Annotated in this window: 18 protein-coding genes, 1 tRNA gene and 1 other RNA gene; 13 read left to right on the top strand and 7 right to left on the bottom strand. The window is 67.1% G+C overall.

Annotation, left to right across the window (positions count from 1 at the left end; genetic code table 11):
* Positions 1–275 precede the first annotated feature (275 nt).
* A complete protein-coding gene (locus ACHMXB_RS20325) occupies positions 276–1,955 on the bottom strand; it encodes a M23 family metallopeptidase (protein ID WP_395401365.1) in 1,680 nt (559 codons plus the stop codon).
* Between the two features lie 232 nt (positions 1,956–2,187).
* Between ACHMXB_RS20325 and ACHMXB_RS20320 the strand changes: the two genes are divergently transcribed.
* A complete protein-coding gene (locus tag ACHMXB_RS20320) occupies positions 2,188–3,096 on the top strand; it encodes an oxygenase MpaB family protein (protein ID WP_395401363.1) in 909 nt (302 codons plus the stop codon).
* 67 nt (positions 3,097–3,163) lie between these two features.
* On the opposite strand, the gene ACHMXB_RS20315 is transcribed toward ACHMXB_RS20320, so the two are convergent.
* Positions 3,164–3,251: transfer RNA gene (locus ACHMXB_RS20315), tRNA-Ser, on the bottom strand.
* Positions 3,252–3,327: 76 nt separating this feature from the next.
* Here ACHMXB_RS20315 and ACHMXB_RS20310 point away from each other — a divergent pair.
* The 5 genes from ACHMXB_RS20310 (at position 3,328) to ACHMXB_RS20290 (ending at position 9,776) form a co-directional block, all read left to right on the top strand.
* Complete coding sequence (locus tag ACHMXB_RS20310; protein ID WP_395401361.1) at positions 3,328–3,651, top strand: hypothetical protein; 324 nt, start codon at positions 3,328–3,330, stop codon at positions 3,649–3,651.
* 74 nt (positions 3,652–3,725) lie between these two features.
* Positions 3,726–3,822: signal recognition particle sRNA small type (gene ffs, locus ACHMXB_RS20305), an RNA gene on the top strand.
* A 33-nt stretch (positions 3,823–3,855) separates the two neighbouring features.
* Positions 3,856–7,572: a DNA polymerase III subunit gamma and tau gene (locus tag ACHMXB_RS20300; RefSeq protein WP_395401359.1), complete on the top strand. Its 3,717-nt coding sequence runs from the start codon at positions 3,856–3,858 to the stop codon at positions 7,570–7,572.
* A 131-nt stretch (positions 7,573–7,703) separates the two neighbouring features.
* The gene (gene recR / locus ACHMXB_RS20295) at positions 7,704–8,303 is read left to right on the top strand and encodes a recombination mediator RecR (RefSeq protein WP_395401357.1); all 600 of its coding nucleotides are present in this window, start codon (positions 7,704–7,706) and stop codon (positions 8,301–8,303) included.
* 114 nt (positions 8,304–8,417) lie between these two features.
* Positions 8,418–9,776, top strand: a complete 1,359-nt coding sequence (locus tag ACHMXB_RS20290; RefSeq protein ID WP_111902425.1) for an aspartate kinase — start codon at positions 8,418–8,420, stop codon at positions 9,774–9,776.
* A gap of 90 nt (positions 9,777–9,866) precedes the next feature.
* On the opposite strand, the gene ACHMXB_RS20285 is transcribed toward ACHMXB_RS20290, so the two are convergent.
* Both ACHMXB_RS20285 and ACHMXB_RS20280 read right to left on the bottom strand, forming a co-directional pair.
* Entirely contained in the window at positions 9,867–10,052 is a 186-nt protein-coding gene (locus tag ACHMXB_RS20285; protein WP_395401355.1) for a hypothetical protein, read from the bottom strand.
* A gap of 172 nt (positions 10,053–10,224) precedes the next feature.
* Positions 10,225–10,419 (bottom strand): hypothetical protein, encoded by a 195-nt coding sequence (locus ACHMXB_RS20280; RefSeq protein WP_395405379.1) that lies wholly within the window; start codon positions 10,417–10,419, stop codon positions 10,225–10,227.
* A gap of 162 nt (positions 10,420–10,581) precedes the next feature.
* On the opposite strand from ACHMXB_RS20280, the gene ACHMXB_RS20275 reads away from it, so the two are divergent.
* Positions 10,582–11,031, top strand: a complete 450-nt coding sequence (locus tag ACHMXB_RS20275) for a MarR family winged helix-turn-helix transcriptional regulator (protein WP_395405377.1) — start codon at positions 10,582–10,584, stop codon at positions 11,029–11,031.
* 94 nt (positions 11,032–11,125) lie between these two features.
* Here ACHMXB_RS20275 and ACHMXB_RS20270 read toward each other — a convergent pair whose 3' ends face one another.
* Positions 11,126–13,570 (bottom strand): S8 family serine peptidase, encoded by a 2,445-nt coding sequence (locus tag ACHMXB_RS20270; RefSeq protein ID WP_395401353.1) that lies wholly within the window; start codon positions 13,568–13,570, stop codon positions 11,126–11,128.
* Between the two features lie 242 nt (positions 13,571–13,812).
* Here ACHMXB_RS20270 and ACHMXB_RS20265 point away from each other — a divergent pair, with 242 nt between their 5' ends.
* From ACHMXB_RS20265 to ACHMXB_RS20255, 3 genes are read left to right on the top strand one after another with little or no spacing between them, the layout of a single operon-like run.
* Entirely contained in the window at positions 13,813–14,460 is a 648-nt protein-coding gene (locus ACHMXB_RS20265) for a serine protease inhibitor (RefSeq protein WP_395401351.1), read from the top strand.
* Between the two features lie 4 nt (positions 14,461–14,464).
* Positions 14,465–15,418: a 3-methyladenine DNA glycosylase gene (locus ACHMXB_RS20260; protein ID WP_395401349.1), complete on the top strand. Its 954-nt coding sequence runs from the start codon at positions 14,465–14,467 to the stop codon at positions 15,416–15,418.
* Positions 15,418–15,822, top strand: coding sequence for a serine protease inhibitor (locus ACHMXB_RS20255; RefSeq protein ID WP_395405375.1), 405 nt, complete (start codon positions 15,418–15,420; stop codon positions 15,820–15,822). Before ACHMXB_RS20260 ends, ACHMXB_RS20255 begins: the two co-directional genes overlap by 1 nt.
* A 261-nt stretch (positions 15,823–16,083) precedes the next feature.
* On the opposite strand, the gene ACHMXB_RS20250 is transcribed toward ACHMXB_RS20255, so the two are convergent.
* Positions 16,084–19,179: a S8 family serine peptidase gene (locus ACHMXB_RS20250; RefSeq protein WP_395405373.1), complete on the bottom strand. Its 3,096-nt coding sequence runs from the start codon at positions 19,177–19,179 to the stop codon at positions 16,084–16,086.
* 328 nt (positions 19,180–19,507) lie between these two features.
* Positions 19,508–19,780, bottom strand: a complete 273-nt coding sequence (locus tag ACHMXB_RS20245) for a hypothetical protein (protein WP_395401347.1) — start codon at positions 19,778–19,780, stop codon at positions 19,508–19,510.
* Positions 19,781–20,035: 255 nt separating this feature from the next.
* Between ACHMXB_RS20245 and purS the strand changes: the two genes are divergently transcribed.
* The 3 genes from purS to purL are packed head-to-tail and all read left to right on the top strand — an operon-like array spanning position 20,036 to position 23,398.
* Complete coding sequence (gene purS, locus ACHMXB_RS20240) at positions 20,036–20,287, top strand: phosphoribosylformylglycinamidine synthase subunit PurS (protein WP_015935902.1); 252 nt, start codon at positions 20,036–20,038, stop codon at positions 20,285–20,287.
* A gap of 1 nt (position 20,288) precedes the next feature.
* Positions 20,289–21,071: a phosphoribosylformylglycinamidine synthase subunit PurQ gene (gene purQ / locus ACHMXB_RS20235; RefSeq protein WP_395401344.1), complete on the top strand. Its 783-nt coding sequence runs from the start codon at positions 20,289–20,291 to the stop codon at positions 21,069–21,071.
* The gene (gene purL / locus ACHMXB_RS20230) at positions 21,071–23,398 is read left to right on the top strand and encodes a phosphoribosylformylglycinamidine synthase subunit PurL (RefSeq protein WP_395401342.1); all 2,328 of its coding nucleotides are present in this window, start codon (positions 21,071–21,073) and stop codon (positions 23,396–23,398) included. Before purQ ends, purL begins: the two co-directional genes overlap by 1 nt.
* Positions 23,399–23,442: the final 44 nt, after the last annotated feature.

Raw genomic sequence — 23,442 nt, 5'->3', positions numbered from 1 at the left:
CAGGCCGATCCCCTGGCAGTTCCGGTACAGCCCGTACAGCCGCAGTCGGCGGACGCACCCGCCGCCGGCACCGCATCGCCGGTTGGGCATCCGAAACCCGGGCGGGTTCCGTCGGTTGTCGGCGGAATTTGGAGGGAAGTCACATCGTGCTCTCTCGCCGGGTGCATGGCTGTCACTAATGACAACGGCTTTGGCCTCCGTTGCATTCCCTGACCTCCTGACCAGTTGGTCTCACCTGGGGAGCGAACAGCCCGACGGCGGCTTCCCCTCACCGTCTACGGCGCCGTTGTGGGCTCCGCCGTCGGAACAGCTTCTGCTGCGGCCTTCGCCGCTGCCACGGCAGCATCCCCAGTTGGCACGGCACTTGGCGAAGTCGCGGTTGCCGGTTCCGACGTCGGAACTGGAGCCGGCGCGGGAACTGGAGCCGGAGCGGGCGCAACTGGAGCCGGCGCGGGCGCAACTGGAGCCGGCGCGGGCGCTACCGGAGCCGGTGCGGGCGGAACCGGCGCGGGCGCTACCGGAGCCGGCGCGGGCGCTACCGGAGCCGGTGCGGGCGGAACCACGATTTCGGGGGCCGGCGGCGCGGGGACCGGAGCGGGCTCGACGGGGGCAACTTCCGTCGGGGCAGGTCCGGAACTCGTGGGCGGCGCAGGGTCTGCCGGGACCGCCGGCTCCGTGGGAGTCGGGTCTGCCGGGACAGCAGGCTCGGTGGGAGTCGGCTCAACCGGAGCAAGGTCAGCAGGCGGCGTGGTTGGCGTCGTGGGTGTCGGAGTCGGCGCCGTGGGAGTAGGGGTCGGCGTCGCAGGAGCAGGCGTCGGTGTGGGCGTAGGCGTCGGTGTGGGAGTCGGCGTCGGCGACGGCTTGGGCTTGGTCGTCGCGGGAGGCTTCGGCGCCGGCGGTATGGGACTTGCGGTAACTGCCGGATCTGTTGCCGGGCTGGAGGCCGACGAACCGGAAGTCGGCGCACCGGAAGTCAGGAAACCGGACGATGACGAGAGCAGGGTGGGCCGCGTCGCTGATGCCTGGCCGGTGTGCGGGTTGGCGAGCGCAGCCGCGGTGACCGGTGTCAGGCCGTCGTCGGTGTTGCCCGGCCCGCTGTTGCCCGGGATGTTGGGGATGGCCCACCCGTACGTGCTGGCAGCACCGCCCGCGAAGCTGGTAAATACAGCGGGTGTCAGTTGGTCGGTCTGCCGGATGGGCAGCAGGGTCCATTTCAGGGGATCCTCGTGCTGTCCGTTCTTGATGACCTCGAAGTGCAGGTGGCAGCCAGTGGAGGACCCGGTGGTGCCCACCTCCGCGATGATCTCGCCTACCCGAACCTGGTCGCCCTTTTCGACGGCGATGCCCTGCAGGTGGTTGTACGTGGTGATCAGGCCGTTGCCGTGGTCAATCTCCACCCTGTTGCCGCCGCCCCAGGGGTGCCATCCGGCGGCCCGGACCACGCCGGCGTCGGCTGCGTAGACACGGGTGCCGCAGGCGGCAGCGTAGTCCTGGCCCCAGTGGAATTCGCCTGCTTCGCCGGTGATCGGGCTGTGCCGCAGGCCGAACGGGGAAGTTGGTGTGAGGTGTTCCAAGGGCGCCATGAGGAAGCCGGCTCCGGGCCGCTTCAGGGCGGTGGAGGCCACACCCGGAGATTTGGCGGCGCTTGTCTTGGTTGCCTTGACTTTGGACTTGGACACGGTGTGTCCGGTGGGGGCCTTCGCCGGCGCAGCGATGCCGGACCCGCTGACCGGGTAGCCGGGCGGTGCGGTGTCGGGATCGAGGAGCTCCGGCCCGACGACTCCCGAGGGAGGTGCAATTGGGACGGCAGCACCCACGGGCTGCTGGATGGAAGTGGCAGGTCCCTGGAATCCGAAGGCAAAGACGGAGAAGCCGACAACCACCGCCGCGGACAGGCTCCGCAAGGCGATCCGGCCCGGGCCGATCACCCTCGGTGCGTGCTTGTGTCCCCCCATGATTTGCCACAGAATTCTCCTGGATCAGTACCCGCCAAACGCGTATCTCGACGAGCGTGTCCTCCATTGTGGCCACAGGCTCCAGAGCGGCGAAACCCCTAAAACTGGGGGGTCAGCCGGCACGAATCCATAGGCTTTTAACGCGTGCTGCCTTGGTACTGGCCGCGGGGTTGACGGAAAATGAGGCGACTCCTCCACTTAACCGACCCGCCTCGGCGCGCGAGAATGAAATATGCGGACTTTCCTGAGGGAATGGCAGGCGGAACTGAAGCGCACGCTCACCGGCAGCCCGGATGCCCTGCCGGACTGGTCTCGGAAGTTTGCCCAGGGCGACGACCCCGGGTATTTCCTCCCTGGCTCTGCGGTCTGGGCCGTCCATGGCGGCGTGCCGACCATCGTCGGCGGCATCCGGTCCCTTTTGATGCAGACACTTCACCCCGCAGTGCTCGCCGGGGTGCACGACCATTCAAATTTCCGTGCGGATTCGTTGGGCCGGCTGGCCCGGACCACTGCGTGGATCCACGCCCTTACCTACGGGTCCACGGCTGAAGCCCGGGCGGCAACCGCGAGGGTGGTCCGGCTGCATGACTCCGTTAACGGCAAGTATGTCGATGGCGACGGCACCGTCCAGAAGTACTCAGCCAACGATCCTGAGCTGCTCCGCTGGGTGCACATCACGTTCACGGACTCGTTTCTCCGCACTCATGAGCTGTGGGACGGCCCCATTCCGGGCGGCCCGGACGCCTACGTGCGTGAATGGGCGCAGGCGGGCAGGCTCATGGGAGTGGAGTCCCCGCCGGAGAGTAAGGCCGCCCTCGTCCGGGAGCTCGCGGAATGGTCTGCCGAAGGCACTCTCCGCTGTGATGAACGGGTTTCGGAGACAGTCGCGTTCATCAGGAATCCGCCGCTGCACCCCCTGCTGAAACCTGGGTACCGAGTGCTGTTCGAGGCCGCCGTCCTGAGCTTGGACCCCGACTACCGCCGGCTGTTAGGACTGCGGACTGCCCGGATCGGTCCCCTACCGCTGCCGGTGAGCCTGGCCGCCCGGGCGACCCTCGCCGTCGTACGCCTTGCACTGGGTCCGGCCAGCCCAAGCCAGCTGGCCGCCCGCGAGCGGCTCCGGAGGCTGGGCGTGACGTGACTCCCTCCGCAATCGGGGCGGGAAGCAGAAAACCCGGTCCTGACGATGTCAGAACCGGGTTTCCCAGTGGCGGAGAATGGGGGATTTGAACCCCCGAGGGCGTTAACCCAACACGCGTTCCAGGCGTGCGCCATAGGCCGCTAGGCGAATTCTCCAGCTGCTCTTGAACCAAAAGCAGATACTAGAATACCTGAACTTTCCGGCATCTCCCAATCGGCCGAAAATGGTGGCATGTCCCAGCTGCATGCGCTCGTGATTTACGTTCCCGATTCCCACGTCGAGGCGGTGCTCACCGCCATCGGAGATGCCGGCGCCGGCCGCCTGGGCGACTACTCGCACTGCTCCTTCACGTCGCCGGGTACGGGACGTTTTACCCCCTTACCCGGAGCCCGGCCTTACATCGGCGCCCCGGGTAAGCCGGAGCAAGTTTCGGAGGTCCGGATCGAGTGCATCGTGGAAGAGGACGTGCTGGACGCCGTCGTGCAGGGATTGCGGCGAGCCCACCCTTACGAGGAGCCGGCGTTCCTGAGCTGGCCAGTGAACGGGCACCGCTAAGACGACGGCGGTGTGCCCGCCGCTGCCCCATCGGAGCCGATTCGGGCCACGCCCAAAGTTCGGGTAAAGTATCTGACGGCCCCTCATGTGGCGTCATCCTGTTGAACTCCCCCAGGACCGGAAGGTAGCAAGGGTAGATGGGCTCTGGCGGGTGCATGAGGGGTCTCTTATCTTAATGTCAGTCCCTATAGGTAGGTTTTCCCTGTGACTGTTACAACTGCCCTGTACCGCAGGTACCGCCCGGACTCGTTCGCGGACGTTATCGGGCAGGAACACGTCACGGAGCCGCTGATGACGGCGCTGCGCAAGAACCGCGTAAACCACGCCTACCTTTTCTCCGGGCCGCGCGGCTGCGGCAAGACCACGTCTGCGCGCATCCTGGCCCGCTGCCTCAACTGTGCGAAGGGCCCCACGGACACCCCGTGCGGCGTCTGCCCCAGCTGCGTCGAACTTGCCCGCGGCGGAGCCGGCTCCCTCGATGTCATCGAGATCGACGCTGCCAGCCACGGCGGCGTGGACGACGCCCGCGACCTCCGCGAACGAGCCACCTACGCTCCGGTGCGGGACCGCTACAAGATCTTCATCATTGACGAGGCGCACATGGTTACCTCGGCGGGCTTCAACGCCCTGCTGAAGATCGTTGAAGAGCCGCCGGAACATATTAAGTTCATCTTCGCCACTACCGAGCCGGACAAGGTCATCGGGACCATCCGCTCGCGCACGCACCACTACCCGTTCCGGCTGGTGCCGCCTGAACCGCTCATGGCGTACCTCGAGCAGCTCTGCCACCAGGAAAACGTCCCGGTGGCCCCAGGAGTCCTGTCGCTGGTGATCCGCGCCGGGGCCGGGTCCGTCCGGGACTCGCTGTCCGTGTTGGACCAGCTCATGGCAGGCGCCGGACCCAATGGCCTCGATTACGAGCTCGCCGTGGCACTTCTCGGCTACACGCACGCCTCGCTTCTGGACGACGTCGTCGAAGCAATCGCCGCTTCAGATGCCGCCACGGTCTTCCGCGCCGTGGACCGCGTCATTCAGACGGGCCACGATCCCCGCCGCTTCGTGGAGGACCTCCTGGAGCGCTTTCGCGACCTCATCATCGTGCAGGCCATGCCGGAAAGCGCCCAGGCCATCCTCCGAGGCATGCCGGCCGACCAGATCGCCCGGATGCAGAGCCAGGCACACAATCTCGGCGCGGCTGAGCTGTCTCGCGCGGCCGATGTCACCAACACCGCGCTCACGGAGATGACGGGTGCCACCTCGCCGCGCCTGCACCTGGAACTGCTCTGCGCCCGCATCCTGCTGCCCAGTTCCGAGCAGACCGAACGCGGTATCGCTGCGAGGATCGACCGTGTGGAGCGGCGCCTGAACTACGGAGGGTCCGACGCCGGTGCTCCCGCCGCAGTTGCGGCTCAGGCTGTGGCGGCCGTGCCGGCGCCTGCAGAGGCTTCGGTGGCACCGCCTGCGTCTTTGGCACCCCCTGCGTCTGTTCCGTCTGCCGCTCCGGCCCAGAACACTCCGGCCTCGCATTCGCCGGCAGCTTCGGCGTCGGTTCCTGCCGCTCCGGCCGAGGCGGCTCCGGCGACGAGCGCGCCGCAGGCGGGCCCACCCAGCATCCAGGCCTCACCAGCGGCGCAGGACGCACCCGGCGCCCTCGGCGTGCCCGGACGGGAATCCCTGGCCGCACCGCGCATCACCACTGGTGACTGGCCCATGGATGACGCCGCCGCGCGCGACCGCCGCCCCGGCCCGGACGCGCACGATAGCCAGGGCTCCGTCGCCCAGCGTGCCGCTGCCTCACAGGCCTCCGCCCCGCAGCCTGAACAGGGCCAGCGTCACGAGGCCCCGCGCCAACAAGCCCACGGCCCCGAGCCGGTCGCTGCGCAGACGGCCCCGACGGCTCCCGCGCCACAGCCCCACACCCAGCCCTCTTCCAGCGCAGCCGCTGCCCCTGCGGGCACGGCCCCCGCCGGGGCGCATGCCGACGTCGAGGTACTCCGCCGCGCCTGGCCCGAGGTCCTGCAGACGTTGACGAAGATCAAGCGGAGCACTTGGGCGCTCGTGGAGCCCAACGCCCAGGTTGGCCAGTTCGACGGCCAGGTCCTGACGCTCGTCTTCACCACATCCGGCCTGGCCGGTGCATTCGGCCGGGCCGACCATTCCGAGAATCTGCGCCAGGCCATCCACAAAACGATCGGCATCGACTGCCAGATCACCGCGGTGGCAGGCGCCGGCAGTTCAGCGAGCTCTGACCCAAACCCAAAAGCGCCTACTAGCCGGGACGTTCCGGCTACCACCACCGACGCTGACTGGGGCCTGGCCCCTGCCCCAAGGGGCTCCGGAGAGACGGAGCCCGCCACCGCCCGCCCTGCGGCAACTGGCTCGGCTCCGGCCTCGCCGGGTTCGCCCACCGTACCCGCGGCCGGGCATGCCCCTGCGTCTTCGCCGGACGCCTCTGCGGTGTCCGCGCCGCAGTGGTCAGGACCGACCATCACGGCATCCCCGTCGGACACCGCCGCCCCCGCCGGCGTGGGAAGCGCTACTGGCGCATCCAGCAATCCTGCACACTCGGCGCCCACCGCCCCCGCCGGCGCCGGCAGCGCTGCGGGAGCATCCGGTCATGAACCGTCCGCACTCCCCCAGCAGCCCGCCCCGCAGCCAGTTGCCACGCAACCGTCCGCCCAGCAGTCGGTTCCCACCCAGGCGTCCGCCCCGCAGCCTGATCCCGCCCAGGCCTCCGTTGCCGCGCTGCCTGTTGCCGTACAGCAAGAGGCGGCACGCGGACCTCAGCAGGCCGGCGACTACTCCTATCCGGATGACGACTGGGGCCCTCCACTGGACGAGGACGCACCGCCGCTGGACGAAGAGCCTCCCATGGACTGGGAGCCGTCGCGTCAGTGGCAGGGCAGCCCCGCGCCATCGTCGGCGCCGGAGATAAAGGCACCGGCGGTAAACAAGCCTGCCGAGTCCGCACTCCCGGCTGCGCAAACCCGCGCAAAAACTGCAGCCCCGGCGCAGGCAGAGCGCCAACCTGCTCCAGACACCTCGTCTGATCCGTGGTCCCGTGCTGTCGAGCAGACGCCTGGCGTATGGGCTCTCGGTTCCGAAAGCAACGTGGGCAAAAACCCGGCCGCGGCTGACATCGACCACGACGAGGATTCGACGGGCTCCGCCGCACCGGTGTACCCACCCGCCGCCGCCCAGCTGCCGCGTGCTGGCGGGGACGCCGCGGGGGGCCAGCTGTCCGGGTCCTTGGGTAAGGGCGCCTCAGGTGAAGGCGCCCCGGGTGTGCGTGGCTTGGATCCCAGGGCCCCGGGTGCGAGTGGCCCTGCTGAAATCGCCGCGCCTGAGAGCGCGCCGGAAACAGCCGAACGCGGTGCCCCCGAGTTCGAGCCTGCCTACGCCATGGCATCCGCCCCGGCGCCTGTCAGCCACGAGTACGGAGCACCCACCGCGAACCAGGGTGTCCGCGCCCCCTCCGTTACCGCTGCCACCACGCCGGTCCGCGTTCCCGTATTCACCTCCGGCCCGGCAGTTCAGGCAGGCCCGGCAGTTCAGGCAGGACCGGCGGTGCAGACAGGGCCCGCAGTGAAGGCCGGACCAGCAGTACAGGCCGGCCCCTCAGTTGCCGCTGTCCGCACCGCTGCACCGGTGCCGGAGCCTGCAACCGAGACTCCCGCACGGGGCAAGCTGAGCCTCTACCAGAGGCTCTCCAACAGCCCGGAGGCCGAGGCGGGCCGGGCCAAGGCGCCCACGCGGAGCACCGAGGAACCGGCGCCGTACGTGCAGGACATCCCCAGTGCGGACGACGAAACCATCGAGGAGTCGGGCGTCTTTGGCCGTGCCGCCGTCGAGCGTATTCTGGGCGGAAAGCTCATCGAAGAACGGTCGCTGGACGGCAGCCCCCTGGTGCCCCGGTACTAAGCCGCGGAACCCGGCCCTGAAGGAGCTCCGGCCCGGAGCGAGGACCCGAGGGCCGGGCAGCTCGCCCTGTAACGTACCGGTGCCCCGTCTGGCGGCACCGGCCATCTTTCAACCAAGCAATCGAGGAAAAAGTGTACGAGGGTGCAGTTCAGGAGCTGATCGACGAGCTCGGACGTCTTCCCGGCGTGGGACCGAAGTCCGCGCAGCGCCTGGCGTTCCACATCCTGGAGGCAGACCCCCAGGACATGAAGAAGCTGGTGGAGGCTATCACCACCGTCAAGGAACGGGTCAAGTTTTGCGCCGCCTGCGGCAACGTGACCGAGCAGGAACTGTGCAACATTTGCCGCGACCCGCGCCGTGACCCCTCCGTCATCTGCGTCGTGGAGGAGTCCAAGGACGTGCTGGCCGTGGAGCGCACCCGCTCATTCCGGGGCCGCTACCACGTGCTCGGCGGTGCCATTAATCCAATCGCCGGCGTCGGCCCGGAACAGCTCCGGATCCGCGAACTCCTCAACCGGCTAAGCGACGGCGCCGTCCAGGAGATCATCATTGCCACCGACCCGAACCTGGAGGGCGAGGCCACGGCCACCTATCTGGCGCGCATGCTGCAGTCGATTGGCATCGCAGTAACGCGGCTCGCTTCCGGGCTGCCAGTAGGCGGTGACCTCGAATACGCCGACGAAGTCACGCTGGGCAGGGCCTTCGAGGGCCGCCGGAACGCCCTCAGCTGACCGCAACGGTCACAATTCCACAGCGGGCGGGCCACGGCGATAAACTGAGTATGCCGCCGTGCCGTTAGGCCGCCTGGCCTCCAGAACTCCAATTGATCCAGTGAGGGTGCACGCATGAGTATGCCCAGTACCGATGTGAAAACCGAACCGCGGCCGCAGGAGCTGCCCGCAGATGCTGCTGCCACCACGCAGCTCATTGTGCAGAAGTTCGGCGGCTCGTCGGTGGCTGACGCTGACGGCATCAAGCGCGTGGCCAGGCGAGTGGTCGACGCCCAGAAGGCCGGCAACGAAGTCGTCGTCGTCGTCTCCGCGATGGGTGACACCACCGATGAACTCCTTGACCTTGCCAGCCAGGTCACCGACTCAGCCCCGGCACGGGAGATGGACATGCTCCTCTCCGCCGGTGAGCGCATCTCCATGGCCCTGCTGGCCATGGCGATCAACAAGTTCGGCGCGTCCGCGCAGTCCTTTACGGGTTCCCAGGCCGGCATGATCACGGACGGGATCCACGGCAAGGCCCGGATCATTGACGTCGACCCGCACCGCATCCGCACCGCCCTGGACAAGGGGCACATTGCCATCGTCGCCGGGTTCCAGGGCATGAGCCGCTCCACGAACGAGATCACTACTCTCGGCCGCGGCGGTTCGGACACGACGGCGGTGGCCCTCGCCGCCGCCCTCGAGGCCGACGTCTGTGAGATCTACACCGACGTTGACGGCATCTACACGGCGGACCCCCGCGTGGTGCCGTCCGCCCAGAAGATCGACCGTATCTCAAGCGAGGAGATGCTGGAACTGGCAGCGTCCGGGGCCAAGATCCTCCACCTCCGGTGCGTCGAATACGCCCGGCGGTTCGGCGTGCCACTGCATGTCCGTTCCTCATTCAGCCAGAACGAAGGCACTTGGGTCCTGCCCGGCGCCGATGACAAGATCACGACTCAAGAGGGAGTTGCCTTGGAGCAGCCAATCATCTCCGGTGTTGCACACGACCGCTCGGAAGCAAAGGTCACCGTCGTAGGTGTTCCGGACATCCCCGGCAAGGCAGCCGCGATCTTCCAGGTCATCGCGGACGCGCACTCGAACATCGACATGATCGTCCAGAACGTCTCCACGCACGGCACCGGCAGGACGGACATCTCCTTCACGCTGCCCATCGTCGAGGGCGCCGACGCCCTTGCCGCCCTCCGTGCAGCACAGGCCGAGATCGGGTTCGAAAGCATCGAGTACAACGAGCAGATCGGAAAGCTGTCGCTGATCGGTGCCGGCATGCGCTCCCACCCGGGCGTTTCGGCCACGTTCTTCAAGGCCCTCTCTGCTGCGGGCATCAACATCAACATGATCTCCACTTCGGAGATCCGCATTTCCGTGGTGACCCATGCCGACCTGCTCGATGACGCAGTCCGCGCCATCCACAAGGCATTCGACCTGGACAGCGAAGCCGTTGCCACCGTCTACGGGGGCACCGGCCGCTAAAGGTCCCGGTCAGGCACTGCGAGTCAGTGCAGACAGAAGTCCCGGTGCGCTCACGCGCACCGGGACTTCTTCACTTCATTGAAGGCGTTGTCACTTATCCAGGTCGCCCCTGCGGACAGCATAGTGGTGCCCCTCGGAGTCGGTCTCGACTTCGAACTGGGCCAGATCGTTTTCGGAAGCATGCTCATAATCGTCATGCAGGTGAACCACCGGCGTGGCTGAGTCGCCGACGGCGGCAGGGCCGAATACGAACCGGAGCCTGTCTGTCAGGTTCATAAAGCCACTGAGCACGTGTGCCACAAGTCCCACCCCCTTCCCTGCTTGAAGGCGGAGAGCGTCTGCCCTTCGACTGCCAGTGCCCTTATTTTACGCCGGGACCCCGAAAAAGAACCCGGCAGGTACAGCCTGGCTGCTGGCTATGGCCGGGACACTCGGCCCGGCCCGGCGGCTAGCGCAGGGACTTGTCGTCGGGGTTGCGGGGCACTACATACGTGCTGCCGTCCGGCCGGTGGACCGTTTCCCACTGCTGCGTCTCCGCCTCGCGCTGGGCGAGCAGCTTGCGGTTCTCCTCGGTCATGTCGTGCACCAGCGAACTCCTGTTGGCGGGTCCAAAGACCGCCCTGAGCTTGCCGGTTGCCCGCATGAACCGCTGCGCGCCGTTCTCTTTTGCCACGGTGTCCACTCCATTCCACGACTACTGCCAGTATCAAGGATACCCTAATGATTAGTGCACTAACGATCGAAAGGGATGCTCATGGCCACCCGCCCGAAATCCCCGGCCGCCGGTACTGCCGGAACAGCCGCAATGCCTGCTTCGGGGCAGGATGACCTTCTTCTGGATCGGCAACTGTGCTTCGCCCTGACCGTCGCCGCGCGCAGCGTCGTAGGCGCCTACAAGCCCGTGCTGGACAGGCTGGGGCTCACCCACCCCCAGTACTTGGTCATGCTGTGCCTTTGGGAGTCCAGCCCGCGCACGGTCCGCGACATCAGCCAGGCCCTCCTGCACGAGCCCGCAACCATATCGCCTCTTCTGCGGCGCCTGGAAGCGGCCGGCCTCATCACGCGCAGGCGCGCGGAGGGGAACGAGCGTGCCCTGGCAGTGGACCTGACTCCGCAAGGGGCGGCCCTCCGCCAGCAGGCCACGGCAGTTCCCGGCACCATGATGGCCAAGCTGGGCCTCAGCCGGGACCAGGTGGAGGGCATGCATAGCTCCATGATGGACCTGATTGCCGCCACGGGCTCCGCCCCCGGCTGATTTCCCTTTTGCTTTTTCCACCTGTCCACGCACGACGCCGGGACTCACCACCAGCGGTGAGTCCCGGCGTCGTCCGTTCTTGGGTCCAACTGCACTAAGGCACCGGACGCACCGCCACCGGTGAGCGGACGGTGTTGTCGCCTGACGTCCACGTCAGGGATCCGGTGGAGTACGCGTTCAGCGGCGCCCCAGCAGTGGTGAACGTGATGGTGACCGTGGCGCTTTCACCCTCTGCCAGCGTTACTTCTGCCGGACTGACGGTGGCTGTAATGCCGGGAAGGGTGATTGCTGCCCGGTAGGTTCCTGCCGTCACCGCCGTGACCCGCCGCGTGACGGTCTGGCTGCCGGACATGGCGCCCAGTGCCACCGAAGGTAGGTTGACGTCCTTGGCCGCGATGGGGGTGACGCCAAGGGCAATCCCCTGTCCCTGGAGGAAGCCCATCCAGTCACTGATGCCGGCGTCGTAGACGAGGCCCGGGGAGTCGAATCGGGCGGGATCGACGTGGCCAGCGCCCTGGGCGAAGACGTCATGGACCTTGGCGCCTGCCGCGTTGACCAGGTCATAGGCCGTGGTCATGATGGCTGACTTCACCGCGGCCGGGGACCACTTCGGGTTCTTGCCGAGCAGCAGGGCTCCCGAGCCGGCGATGTGCGGCGATGCCATCGACGTGCCGGACAGGAAGCCGAAATTCTCGCCCTTGAAACCTATGGGCGAAACAGCGGCAAGCACTGCCACGCCAGGAGCCGCAACGTCAGGCTTGAGCAGGTCTCCGTTGGATGCCAAAGTGGGTCCGCGTGAGGAGAATCCGGCAATCTGTGGCACGGCCGGGGGTTCGGCTCCGGTGGTGTCAGTCGCCTTGAGGCTTGCCGTCATGCCCGGAGTTGCCGCCACCAGGTCCTTGATCTTCGGGTCGTCTATATGAACCGTGGGGACACTGTGCAGATCGGCGTCGAGGGAGCTGGGCGTCAGGTTGACCAGGACCATGCCTACACCGCCGGCGCGCTTGACCTCGGCGCTCTTGTCAACGCGTGCCACAACGCCGCGATCGCAAACGACGATCTTGTCCGCAACCTTGGCCGGGTCCAGGGAGTTCGGTGCGCATAGCGCCGCATCTGCAGCCGGGGCGGCCGCTGTTTTCACGTCGACGGCCAGCACGATCGGTTTGGAGTCCACCTCGCTGCCCATGACACTTGCGCCAGCGAACTTGCTGCCGTCCGACAGTTCGACGGTTCCGCGCAGCGTGTTGTCGAACGTCGAGGCTGCCACGCTGGTGATCCAGGGTCCGGCATGGTTGACGGTCGAGGCCACCGGGCCGGAATTGCCGGCGGAGGCGGCCACAAAGATCCCTGCGGCCGCGGCGTTCAGGAACGCGAGCGAAACGGCGTCGACAGTGGAGTTGTTGTTTCCCGAGATGGAGAAGTTCAGCACGTCCACGCCGTCGAGCACGGCATCCTGGATGGCGTTAAGAATGTCCGACTCAACGCACCCGGTGGCCTCCGGAATGGCGCCTTCCCAGCAGACCTTGTAGACGGCGATCTTGGCCGCCGGCGCAACGCCTGAGCTCTTGCCGAAGTCCCGGCCGCCCGCCGTCTGGGTGACGTCACTGTTTCCGGCTGCGGTGCTGCCCGTGTGGGATCCGTGGCCGTTCACGTCCAGCGGCGAGAACTTCTCGTTCGGGGACCTGAATTCCGGGGGGACCGCCGCCTTGTAGGCCTTGTCATAGAACCTGGCGCCGATGACCTTGCTGTTGCATTCCGTGCCGTCGAAACCGTCGCCGGCCACGCAGTCACCTACAAAGGTTCCGCCGTTGGCCTTGCGCATCGCGATCACGTTTCCCTGGAGGCGGTACGGCACACCCACGTCCGGGGTGCCGGACAGCGGATCGACGGTGTCGCCGGTGAAGAACGGGTTGTCGGGCGTGTAGCCGGTGTCCACCACGCCCACGACGACGCCCTTGCCCGCCTCATCCTTGCCGCCGAACTGCTGGTTCCACACGCCGTCGCCGCCCGGAAGTCCAAGGAAGTCGGTGCTCGAGTAGTCGGGCTTGCGCATGGTGTCCGGGACCACGGCCAGCACGCTGCTGTCACCGGCGAGCGCCTTGGCCTGTGCCGCGGAGAGTACAGCGCTGAAGCCGTTGAGGGCCAGGGTGTAGCTCCTGTTGATGGTCACGCCCTTGGATGCCGCCGCCTGCCGCTGCTTGGCTTTGAGGTGAGTATCGTACTTGCGGGAGTTGGGGCCGGAGGGGTTCAGCTTCTTACCCTTCGGCACCGCCGTGCCCGGGATGCCCGGGACCCCGCCGGAGTAGGTGGCCAGCGGCTTGTCCTTGAGCATCACGATGTAGTGGCCGTCGTTGAGCGGCGATGCCGCCAGCTGGGCAGCGGTTGGCTGGAGAGCGGCCGGCTGTGCTGATGCGGGTGCGGGAGCCGCCGCCGTTGGTCCGGCGAGGCCCTGGCCAATGACCATGGCAAGGGCTACGGCGAATATGGCCGGCAACCTGCTGCCGTGTCCGGGGCGGGTAGTGGATTGCTGAGGGATCATGGGGGATGCCTTCCTTGGTTCAGGACCTGTAGACCTTCGGTCCCACGAACTGGACGCTCTGCCCCCCCATGGGCGTCATCACTATTTGGTTATGCCGCGCACCCGTTGATGTCAGAAAGATACCGCGGACGCCCCCAAGAATCGATACCCTTCCGTTAGCAATTGCCGGGTACCGTTATCCGGCTGTACCGGACGGCCCGGGGCCCCGACGGTAGAATGGGAAAAACTTGAGGAGACCCGGCATGCGCAAGCAACTGATTTCTGTGCTGCTCGCCCTCGCAGCGACGGGCGGTCTCGCGGCCTGCACCCCGAACACCGGAACCGGCCAGCCTTCGGCCACTCCCGGGACCGCCACCGGCTCCCCTGGGACCTCGTCGCCCGGGACTTCTTCCCCGGGCGCTTCTTCGCCGGGCACCGAGACTCCGGCCACTGAAACCCCGGGCACTCCCAGCAGTCCGGCGCCAGGCTCCACACCGCCCGACGCCGAAACGACCGTCCCGGCGCCCGCACCCCCTGCCGCTTCTCCCCTGCCGTCCGGGCCCGGCGCCGGCGATGCCGAACTGTCCATCACGGTCAAGGCGTCCAAGGACGGCAAGGCCGCCAATTACACGCTGGTCTGCAAGGGCGGGGCGGCCATGGCAGAGAGCCAGCACCCCAACGCCGCAGCAGCCTGCACCTCATTGAAGGACAACGCAGCCATCGTGAACCCCGCCGCGCCGCCCAAGGGCATCTCCTGCACGCAGCAGTATGGCGGGCCGCAGGTGGCCACTGTGACGGGCGAAGTCAATGGCACGCCTGTGGAGACCTCCTTCGCCCTGCGGGACGGCTGCCAGATCGGAGCCTGGAACGCCGCCAAGGACATCCTCGGTGCTGCAGGCGGGGCCCTCTAGGACCGTGGCAGGCACTGCATTGACGATCCCCGCCGCCCAGGTTCTCGCCCCTGCCGACTGGAGGGAACGCGAAGCCGCTCACGTGCGCAGGGTGCGCCGTTACGCCGATCCCTACCTTGCCCGCCGCTCCGCGGGGCGGAAGCATCCCGTGGAGGACTTCCTTTTCACGTACTACACGCAAAAGCCAGGCCAGCTGCTGCGCTGGCATCCCGGTGACAGTGTGGTCCTCTCCGGAACGGAGGCGGCTGCCCGCAAGGACTGGAAATATTACAAAGCGCTCGACGGCGGAGAGCTGGCCAGTGCGGGCCTCCCGCCCGGCAGCACGGCGGTGGCGTTCGACCGTCAGTCGTTCCTGGCCGACCGGCGCGAGGCTCTCCTGTTTGCCCGGATCATCCTGGCCGGGACGGCCGCGCGGCCGGCGCAGTTCGGCTGCTTCGGCCTGCACGAGTGGGCCATGGTCTACCGACAGGAAAAGTTCGAGCTGCGCCACGAGTACCTTAAGCTGCGGCTGGGCGGCGCGGGCACGGACAGGGTGGTCGAGGACAACAGGATCCGCTGCTCGCACTTCGACGCGTTCCGGTTCTACACGCCAGACGCCGTGCCCCTGAACGAGCTTTCCCCCAGCCGGGAGAACCAGCGGACCATGGAGCAGCCCGGCTGCCTGCACGCCAACATGGACCTCTACAAGTGGGCGTACAAGCTCTCCCCTGCCCTGCCCAGCGAACTCGTCATGGACTGCTTCGAGCTGTCCTGGCGGGTACGGGCCATGGACATGCAGGCCTCGCCCTACGACCTCACGGACTGGGGCTACCCGGCCATTCCGATTGAGACCCCCGACGGCAAGGCTGCTTATGTGGAGCAGCAGCGAGCCTTCTCGGCCGAAGCCCAGCAGCTGCGCGGCAGGCTCATGGCCGCCCTCGCGCCGCTCCTCGGCAGCCTTGGAACGGAGACTGAATGATGAGCGGCGCACCGCCGTTCCCTGGCGCAGGCCCGGACGTGGACCTGCCTAGGGGCGCGGACCTTGAACTGACCGTCGCCCTCACCCACTCCCCGGGCGGCCCGGAGCACGTCTTTGTCCTGGTCAGCCGTTCCGGTGAACTGGTGGAATCAACGCTGCCGGATCCAGCGGCGGCGATTGCCGCCGTCGGACGCTTCGGTGAACGGATCTTTTTCCCCGAACCGGGCCCGCCCATGCTGTGCACCCAGCAGTACGGCGGCCCCCAGGTGGCCGTGGTCACCGGCACCTTCAACGGCCGCACTGTCAACTCCCAGTTTTCCATGACGGACGGCTGCGAAATTGCCCGCTGGCGGGCGCTGTCCCCGCTGCTGGGCGGGGTGCCCGGGTCCACGGGCGCCATCTGAACCCTGCGCGATCTGAACCCCTGCGCGATCTGAACTGCCGGTGCATCCTTGGCCGCGGTTCAGGAAGAGTTTTTGTCCACATATCGCGACTTACAAGGCGTTTAGCGCCCATTATCTGGACAAGAACTCCAACCAATCGCGCGGGTCGGTTGCCGGAACAGAAGCATGGCACGGCGAAGGCCGGCGGGACCTTGGCAATTTGCGCCACGCCCGCCGGCCTTCGCTGTGGGTCCCCCTCGGGAGCCCGGTTCCGGGACCTTCCTAGATGGAGTTATCCGGTGACCGCGTCAGGTCCTGGTTCTGGACCTTCCCCCGTTCCTTCTTTTTCTTCGGATCTTCCGAAGCCGGTGCAACCGCGACGGCGCCGCCCTCCGTCACCACGACGCTCACGAACGTCGGGGCGCTGGACCCGTCGAAAGTGATCCGCCCGATGTAGGAACCGGGTGCCAGGTTTTTCCAGGTGAGGGCGAGCTTCCCGCTGAGCCCGTTCGCAAGGCGGACAGGATCAGGAGTCACGGTGGCGTTGCCCTCATTTGCTCCCAGGACCGCAGCATCCACCGAGGCCTTGGTTGCCTGTTGGTTGGGACTGTCGTAGAGGTTCACGAACATCCGGTACGTACCGGCAGCAGGGTTCGGAATGGAAACCGACTCGCTCGCGGAGGCCGTGGCGACCACAATTCCCTGGCCGTCCGGCGTGACCACCACCATGTCGAAGTCGGCGTTCTCATCCGCGGAGATCACGGACAGCTTGGCCAGGGGCACGCCGGCCGGAACTTCCACCGTCTTGATGAAGTTCGAGGCGTCGGCCTCGTACCGGAAGGGACCGGGTACGAGCTCGATGGCGGAGGAGTCCGCCTTCGACAGGCCGTCGAGCGTCACGTTCGTGCGCGAGTTCGAGCCCGAGACGATGCCGATGTTCCCGGAACCGTTGGCCCCCTGGGAGGTAAAGGCAATGTTCTTGGGAGCAACCACCGACTGCGGCCGCACCGCAATCGGCGAGGTCACGGTCTTGTTGACACCCCGCCATGTGAGCGAACCCGCGGCGAATTCGCCCAGCTTGGCGCTCTGGTTTTCAAAGGCCACCTTGAACGTACGCTTCTCGCCGGCCGCGCTAAAGGACAGGACCGACGGCGTCACCGTCACCTTCACTCCGGGCACGCCGGCCTTTGCGCTGTACACACCGGGTGTCAGCGCAGTCACCGTCCGGGTGACCTCGATCCTGCCGGCCAGGTTTCCGAGCGAGAAGGACGGGACGTTCATGTCGCGTGGCCGCGTGCTGCCGAGCCCCGGCATGCCCAAGTCCATGCCGGTTCCCTGGATGAACCGCAGGTAATCGTCGGTGGTGGCGTCGTACACGAGGCCGGGATCCAGGACGCGGGCCGGATCGACCTGCCCTGCGCCCGTGGCGAGGACGTCCGTGTTCTTGCTGCCGTCTGCGAGCTTGACGTCGCTGGCAGTTGTCATCATGGCCGACTTCACAACGGCCGGGGACCAGGTGGGGTTCTTGCCCAGGATGAGGGCACCGAAACCGGCCACGTGGGGCGACGCCATGGAGGTGCCGGACATGAACCCGAAATCGTCGCCGCCGGCACCGATCGGCGATACACCGGCAAGGACAGCCACACCGGGTGCGGCGACGTCGGGCTTCAGCAGGTCAGAGTCGGTGGCGAGGAGCGGTCCGCGGGAAGAGAAGCCGGCGATCTGCGGCTGCACCTCGGCGGGCAGTCCCGTGGTGTCCTTGTTGACCAGGGAGACCGTGATGGCCGGGTTGGCCGTCACCTTGGCCTTGATGGTCTCCGTGGCAGGCGGATTCACGTGCACCGTGGGGACGGAGTGCTTGTCGGCGTCGAGTGATGATGCGGCCAGGTTGACGAGGATCATGCCCACCCCGCCGCCCCGCGCAACCTCAGCACTCTTGGCTACCCGGTCATAGACGCCGCGGTCGCAGACCACCACCTTGCCGGCGATCTTGGCAGGGTCGAGGGAGCCGGGGGCGCAGAGTGCAGGATCGGCGGCCTGTCCGGATGCTGCATTGGCCGCGAGCACAACGCCTGCGCCGGCAACTTCACGGTTCATGATGCTGGCACCGCGGAACTTGCTGCCGTCGGAGAACTCCACGGTGCCCTGCAGCTCCTGGGAGAAGCTGCTGGCCGCAACTGTTGTAACCCACGGTTCGCCGTGGTTCACGGTGCTGGCTTCGGGGCCGGAGTTGCCCGCGGAGGTGGCCACGAAAATGCCGGCGGAGGCTGCGGACAGGAACGCCATGGACACGGGGTCCGTGGTGGTGGAGGTGGTGCCCGAGATTGAATAGTTCAGGACATCCACGCCGTCGAGTACGGCCTGGTTGATGGCGTCGACGGCGGCCGAGGTGTAGCAGCCTCCGGTGTTGGGATCGTTGTCCTCCCAGCAGATCTTGTAGGTGGAAAGCTTGGCGGCCGGTGCGATGCCGCCGGTCAGGCCGAAGCTGCGGCCATCGACGAAGGTTTCCACGTCGGCGTTACCGGCCGCGGTGCTTGCAGTGTGCGTTCCGTGGCTTCCCACGTCCACCGGCGAGATGAGTTCCTCCGGCGCCCGGTCCTGCTTGGCCACGGAATCCTCGAAGGCGTCGGAGAAGTACCTGGCGCTGAGGACCTTGGAATTGCAGGCCGTTCCGTTGAACTCTTCACCCTTCTGGCACTCGCCCTCGAAGGTGCTGCCGTCTGCCTTCAGCATCGCGATGTTGCCGCCGGCGGTGCGGTAGGGAACTCCTACCTGCGGATTGCCCTTGAGCTGTGCAACCTCAGTGCCGGCGAAGAACTGGCTGCCCGGCGTGTAGCCGGAGTCGATGACGCCCACCACAACGCCCTTGCCGGCGCCGGCCTTGCCGCCGAACTGCCTGTTCCACGTGCCATAGGTTCCGCTGAGCTTGAGGAAGTCAGTGGTGGAGTAGTCCGGGGCCTGCTGGGTGTCGGGTGCCACCGCGAGGACGTCAGGGCTCTTGGCGAGGTTCACGGCCTGGTCGGCGGTAAGCCTGGCGGTGAATCCATTGAGTGCGGCCGTGTAGTTGCGGCGGATCTGCACGTTTTCCTTCTCAGCCAGCGCGGCCTGCTTCGCCTCCAGGTGGGCCTGGTACTTGCGCACCTCTGCACGGTCGGCGTCGAGTTTGTGCCCGGACCGCGGCTTGGTGGCCTGCAGGCCCGGAATGCCGCCCTCGTAGGTGGCTGCGGGCTTCTCGGTCAGGACCACAATGTAGCGGCCGGCCGAGTAGTCGTTGGGGTTGACGTTCTTTTGCTGGGCGGTAGCCGCAACCTGCGACGGCGCCGCGGTTGCCGGCAGCGCGCCGACTGACGAAAGAAGCAAAGGCACGCCGACAACCAGTGCCACTGCTTTCCCGGCCGCCCGGCTTCGGAATAAGCTTTTTCCTGCTGATTTCACGAGTGGTTGGAACCTTTCCTAAGAAACAGCCCCGGCAACATTGCCGGGCGCAGGCGGCAACGACACGTGAAGATGACAGGTCCTGTCGATCCCAGCAATCGTCGACCGATCACCACAGTACCTACTGAGAGCCGTATATGACATAGGGCACAATCATCAAAATTTACTTTTTTGTCACGCTTTTGACACGGGCATCAAGAAGCAGCGGCGGGCGCCCGGAAAGGGCGCCCGCCGCTGGGAGTTGAAGTCTGTTCTGCCGCCTCGCCGGGAGCTACTGCCGGGGCGTGCGGACCACCTCACTGATCCACTGGCGCGTCTTCTCGTCGACCGGGCCGGCCACCCGGTCACGCCCGGCAGCGCCTCGGCCAACCCGGCGCCCAACGCGGGCCTGGCCGGCACTGCCCGACCCGGTGCGGGTCTGCCCGGCAGGGTTCTGGCGGGCCGCGCGGTCGGCTTTGATCTTCTGGAACACCATCCTTCCGAGGCCGGCGAACACGGCGACGGCCATCACAGGCAACAGGACGGATTTCGAATTCTCAGCCATTCCGCAATCCTACTGAGCGTGCCCCCGGCGGACCAGAGCCGGCGTCGTTCTTCCCTCGATGCGGCGTCCGCCGCACCGAATACGGAGTGGTGCGCCGCGGCCGGTAGAATAGGCATGCAAGCTCGCGGAGCGCCCGTCCACACCATGCCCTTTGAATGCCCTGCCATTTGAACCGGCCAGGCAATTTCAGGAATGGCGTGAGACGGCACCACTCCGCTGCGCCCTTACCCAATGCACACGCACAGGAGTTACCGGATGCCCCGGATCGTTGTCGACGTCATGCCCAAGCCCGAGATTCTGGACCCGCAGGGGAAGGCCATCGTGGGAGCACTCCCCCGCCTGGGCTTCACCAGCTTTAGCTCTGTACGCCAGGGCAAGCGTTTCGAACTGACCGTTGACGGCGAGGTGACCGAGGAAATCCTGGCCCAGGCCCGCGATGCCGCCGAAACCCTGCTGTCCAACCCGGTGATCGAGGACGTCGTGAACGTCGAGGTCGTCGAGGCCTGAGATGACTGAACTTCCCCTGATCGGCGAGGCAATCGCCGTCGCCGCCGACGCTCCTGGTGCTCGCAGGCTCGCAGGTGCGCGGATCGGCGTCGTCACTTTCCCCGGAACCCTGGATGACCGGGACGCTTCCCGTGCGGTCCGGCTTGCGGGCGGCACGCCCGTGGAGCTCTGGCACGGAGACTCCGAACTGGGCGACGTCGACGCCGTCATCCTGCCGGGCGGATTCTCCTACGGCGACTACCTGCGCGCCGGCGCCATCGCGCGCTTCGCCCCGCTGATGTCCAAGATCATCGACGCCGCCAACTCAGACGCCAAGCTGCCGGTGCTCGGCATCTGCAACGGCTTCCAGCTGCTGACCGAGTCGCACCTGCTGCCCGGGTCCATGATCAAGAACGACCACCTGAAGTTCATCTGCCGCGACCAGGTGCTGCGGGTCGAGAACAACAGCACCTACTGGACCGGGGACTACGCCGCGGGCCAGGAAATCACGGTGCCGCTGAAGAACCAGGACGGCCAGTACATTGCGGACGAAAAGACCCTCGACGCCCTCGAGGCCGAGGGCCGCGTGGTGTTCCGCTACGTGGGCTTCAACCCGAACGGCTCGCGCCGCGACATTGCCGGCATCTCGAACGCCGCCGGCAACGTGGTGGGCCTCATGCCGCACCCGGAGCACGCCGTGGAGGTGGGCTTCGGCCCCGAGTCGCTGGACGGTATCGGCGGGTCCGACACCGAAGGCCTCGGTCTCTTCACCTCGGTACTGAACAAGATTGTGGGAGCGAACTAATGACCGAGATCTCAACAAGCTCGATCACCGAGACCAAGAAGTTCAACATCGACACCGTCGAGCACGCGGCCAAGACGCCGGACACCGAACTGCCGTGGGCCGAACTCGGCCTGAAGCAGAACGAGTTCGACGAGATCGTCAAGGTCCTGGGCCGCCGGCCCACCGGCGCCGAGCTGGCCATGTACTCCGTGATGTGGAGCGAGCACTGCTCCTACAAGTCCTCGAAGAACCACCTTCGCCAGTTCGGCGACAAGGTGACCGACGAGATGAAGAAGGACATGCTGGTGGGCATCGGCGAGAACGCCGGCGTCACCAACCTGGGCGACGGCTGGGCCGTGACGTTCAAGATCGAGTCGCACAACTCGCCGTCGTTCGTTGAGCCTTACCAGGGTGCCGCCACCGGCATCGGCGGCATCGTCCGCGACATCATCTCCATGGGCGCCCGCCCGGTTGCGGTGATGGATCCGCTGCGCTTTGGCGCCATCGACCACCCGGACACCGCCCGCGTCATGCACGGCGCGGTCGCCGGCATCGGCGGCTACGGCAACTCCCTCGGCCTGCCGAACATCGGCGGCGAGATGGTCTTCGACTCCGTGTACCAGGGCAACCCGCTGGTCAACGCCCTGGCCGTGGGCGTCATGCGCCACGAGGACATCCGGCTGGCCAACGCCTCCGGCAAGGGCAACAAGGTGGTCCTGTTCGGTGCACGCACCGGCGGCGACGGCATCGGCGGCGCCTCGGTGCTCGCCTCCGAGTCCTTCGACGACACCAAGCCGTCCAAGCGGCCCGCGGTCCAGGTGGGCGACCCGTTCGCCGAAAAGGTCCTGATCGAGTGCTGCCTTGAACTGTTCAAGGGTTCGCTGGTTGAGGGCATCCAGGACCTCGGCGCTGCTGGCATCTCCTGCGCCACGTCCGAGCTCGCCTCCAACGGCGACGGCGGCATGAACGTCGAGCTGACCTCTGTCCTGTTGCGCGACCCCACGCTGACCCCGGGCGAGATCCTGATGTCCGAGTCGCAGGAACGCATGATGGCCGTGGTGACGCCGGAGAACGTCGAGGCCTTCGAAGCCGTCATGGACAAGTGGGCCGTGGAGTACGCCTGGCTGGGTGAGGTGACCGACAGCGGCCGCCTGATCATCACGTGGGAAGGCGAAGTCATTGTCGACGTCGACCCGCGCACCGTGGCCCACGACGGCCCGGTCTACGACCGACCGTTCGCCCGCCCCGAGTGGCAGGACGCCCTCCAGGCCGACTCCTTCACCGGGTCCGACCAGGACGCCGGCCGTCCCTCCGCCCCGGCGGAACTGGCCGCGGCTGTCACCGAGCTCGTTGCCTCCCCGAACATGTGCGACAAGTCCTGGATCACCAACCAGTACGACCGGTACGTCGGCGGCAACACCGCCCTGGCGTTCCCGGACGACGCCGGCGTGGTCCGCGTGGACGAGGAATCCGGCCTGGGCGTTGCCTTGGCCACCGACGCCAACGGCCGCTACACCTACCTGGACCCGTACCACGGCGCCCAGCTGGCACTGGCCGAGGCCTACCGCAACGTGGCCACGTCCGGCGCCGTGCCGATGGCTGTCAGCGACTGCCTGAACTTCGGTTCCCCCGAGGACCCGGACGTCATGTGGCAGCTGGCCGAAGCCATCCGCGGCCTTTCCGACGCCTGCATGGTGCTGGGCATCCCGGTCACCGGCGGCAACGTCTCCCTGTACAACCAGACCGGCACCACGCCGATCCACCCCTCCCCCGTGGTGGCAGTGCTGGGCAAGCTCGACGACGTCGCCCGCCGCACGCCGTCGGGCTGGCGGGAAGACGGCGCAGCCATCTACCTGCTGGGCACCACGGCTGCCGAGCTGGACGGCTCCGAATGGTCCAACCTGCGCGGCCACCTCGGCGGCCTGCCGCCCAAGGTCGACCTCGAGGCCGAGCGTGCGCTGGGCGAGATCCTGATCAACGCGTCCCGCGACGGAATGGTGGACTCCGCGCACGACCTCTCCGAAGGCGGCCTTGCCGCGGCCCTCGTGGAAGCGTCGCTGCGCTACGGCGTGGGCGCCCGGATCGCACTGCAGGACGTCCTGGACCGCGACGGCGTGGACCTCTTCACCGCGCTGTTCTCCGAGACCCAGGGCCGCGCCGTCGTGAGCGTTCCGCGCTCCGAGGAAGTCCGCTTCAAGGACATGTGCACCGCCCGCGGCTTCGAGCACCTGCGCATCGGCGTGGTGGACGCAGCCAGCGGACAGCTGGAGATCAACGGCGTGGACACCCTGGCCCTCGACGCCCTCCGCGAAGCCCACGAGGCCACGCTGCCGAAGTACTTCGGCTAGTCCCCACCGCCGCCCTACCCTCGCAGGCTCGGCCAGGGAACCCG

It is taken from the genome of Arthrobacter sp. UC242_113, assembly GCF_044054585.1.
Lineage (GTDB): Bacteria > Actinomycetota > Actinomycetes > Actinomycetales > Micrococcaceae > Arthrobacter.
This window is presented reverse-complemented; position numbering and strand designations above follow the sequence as displayed.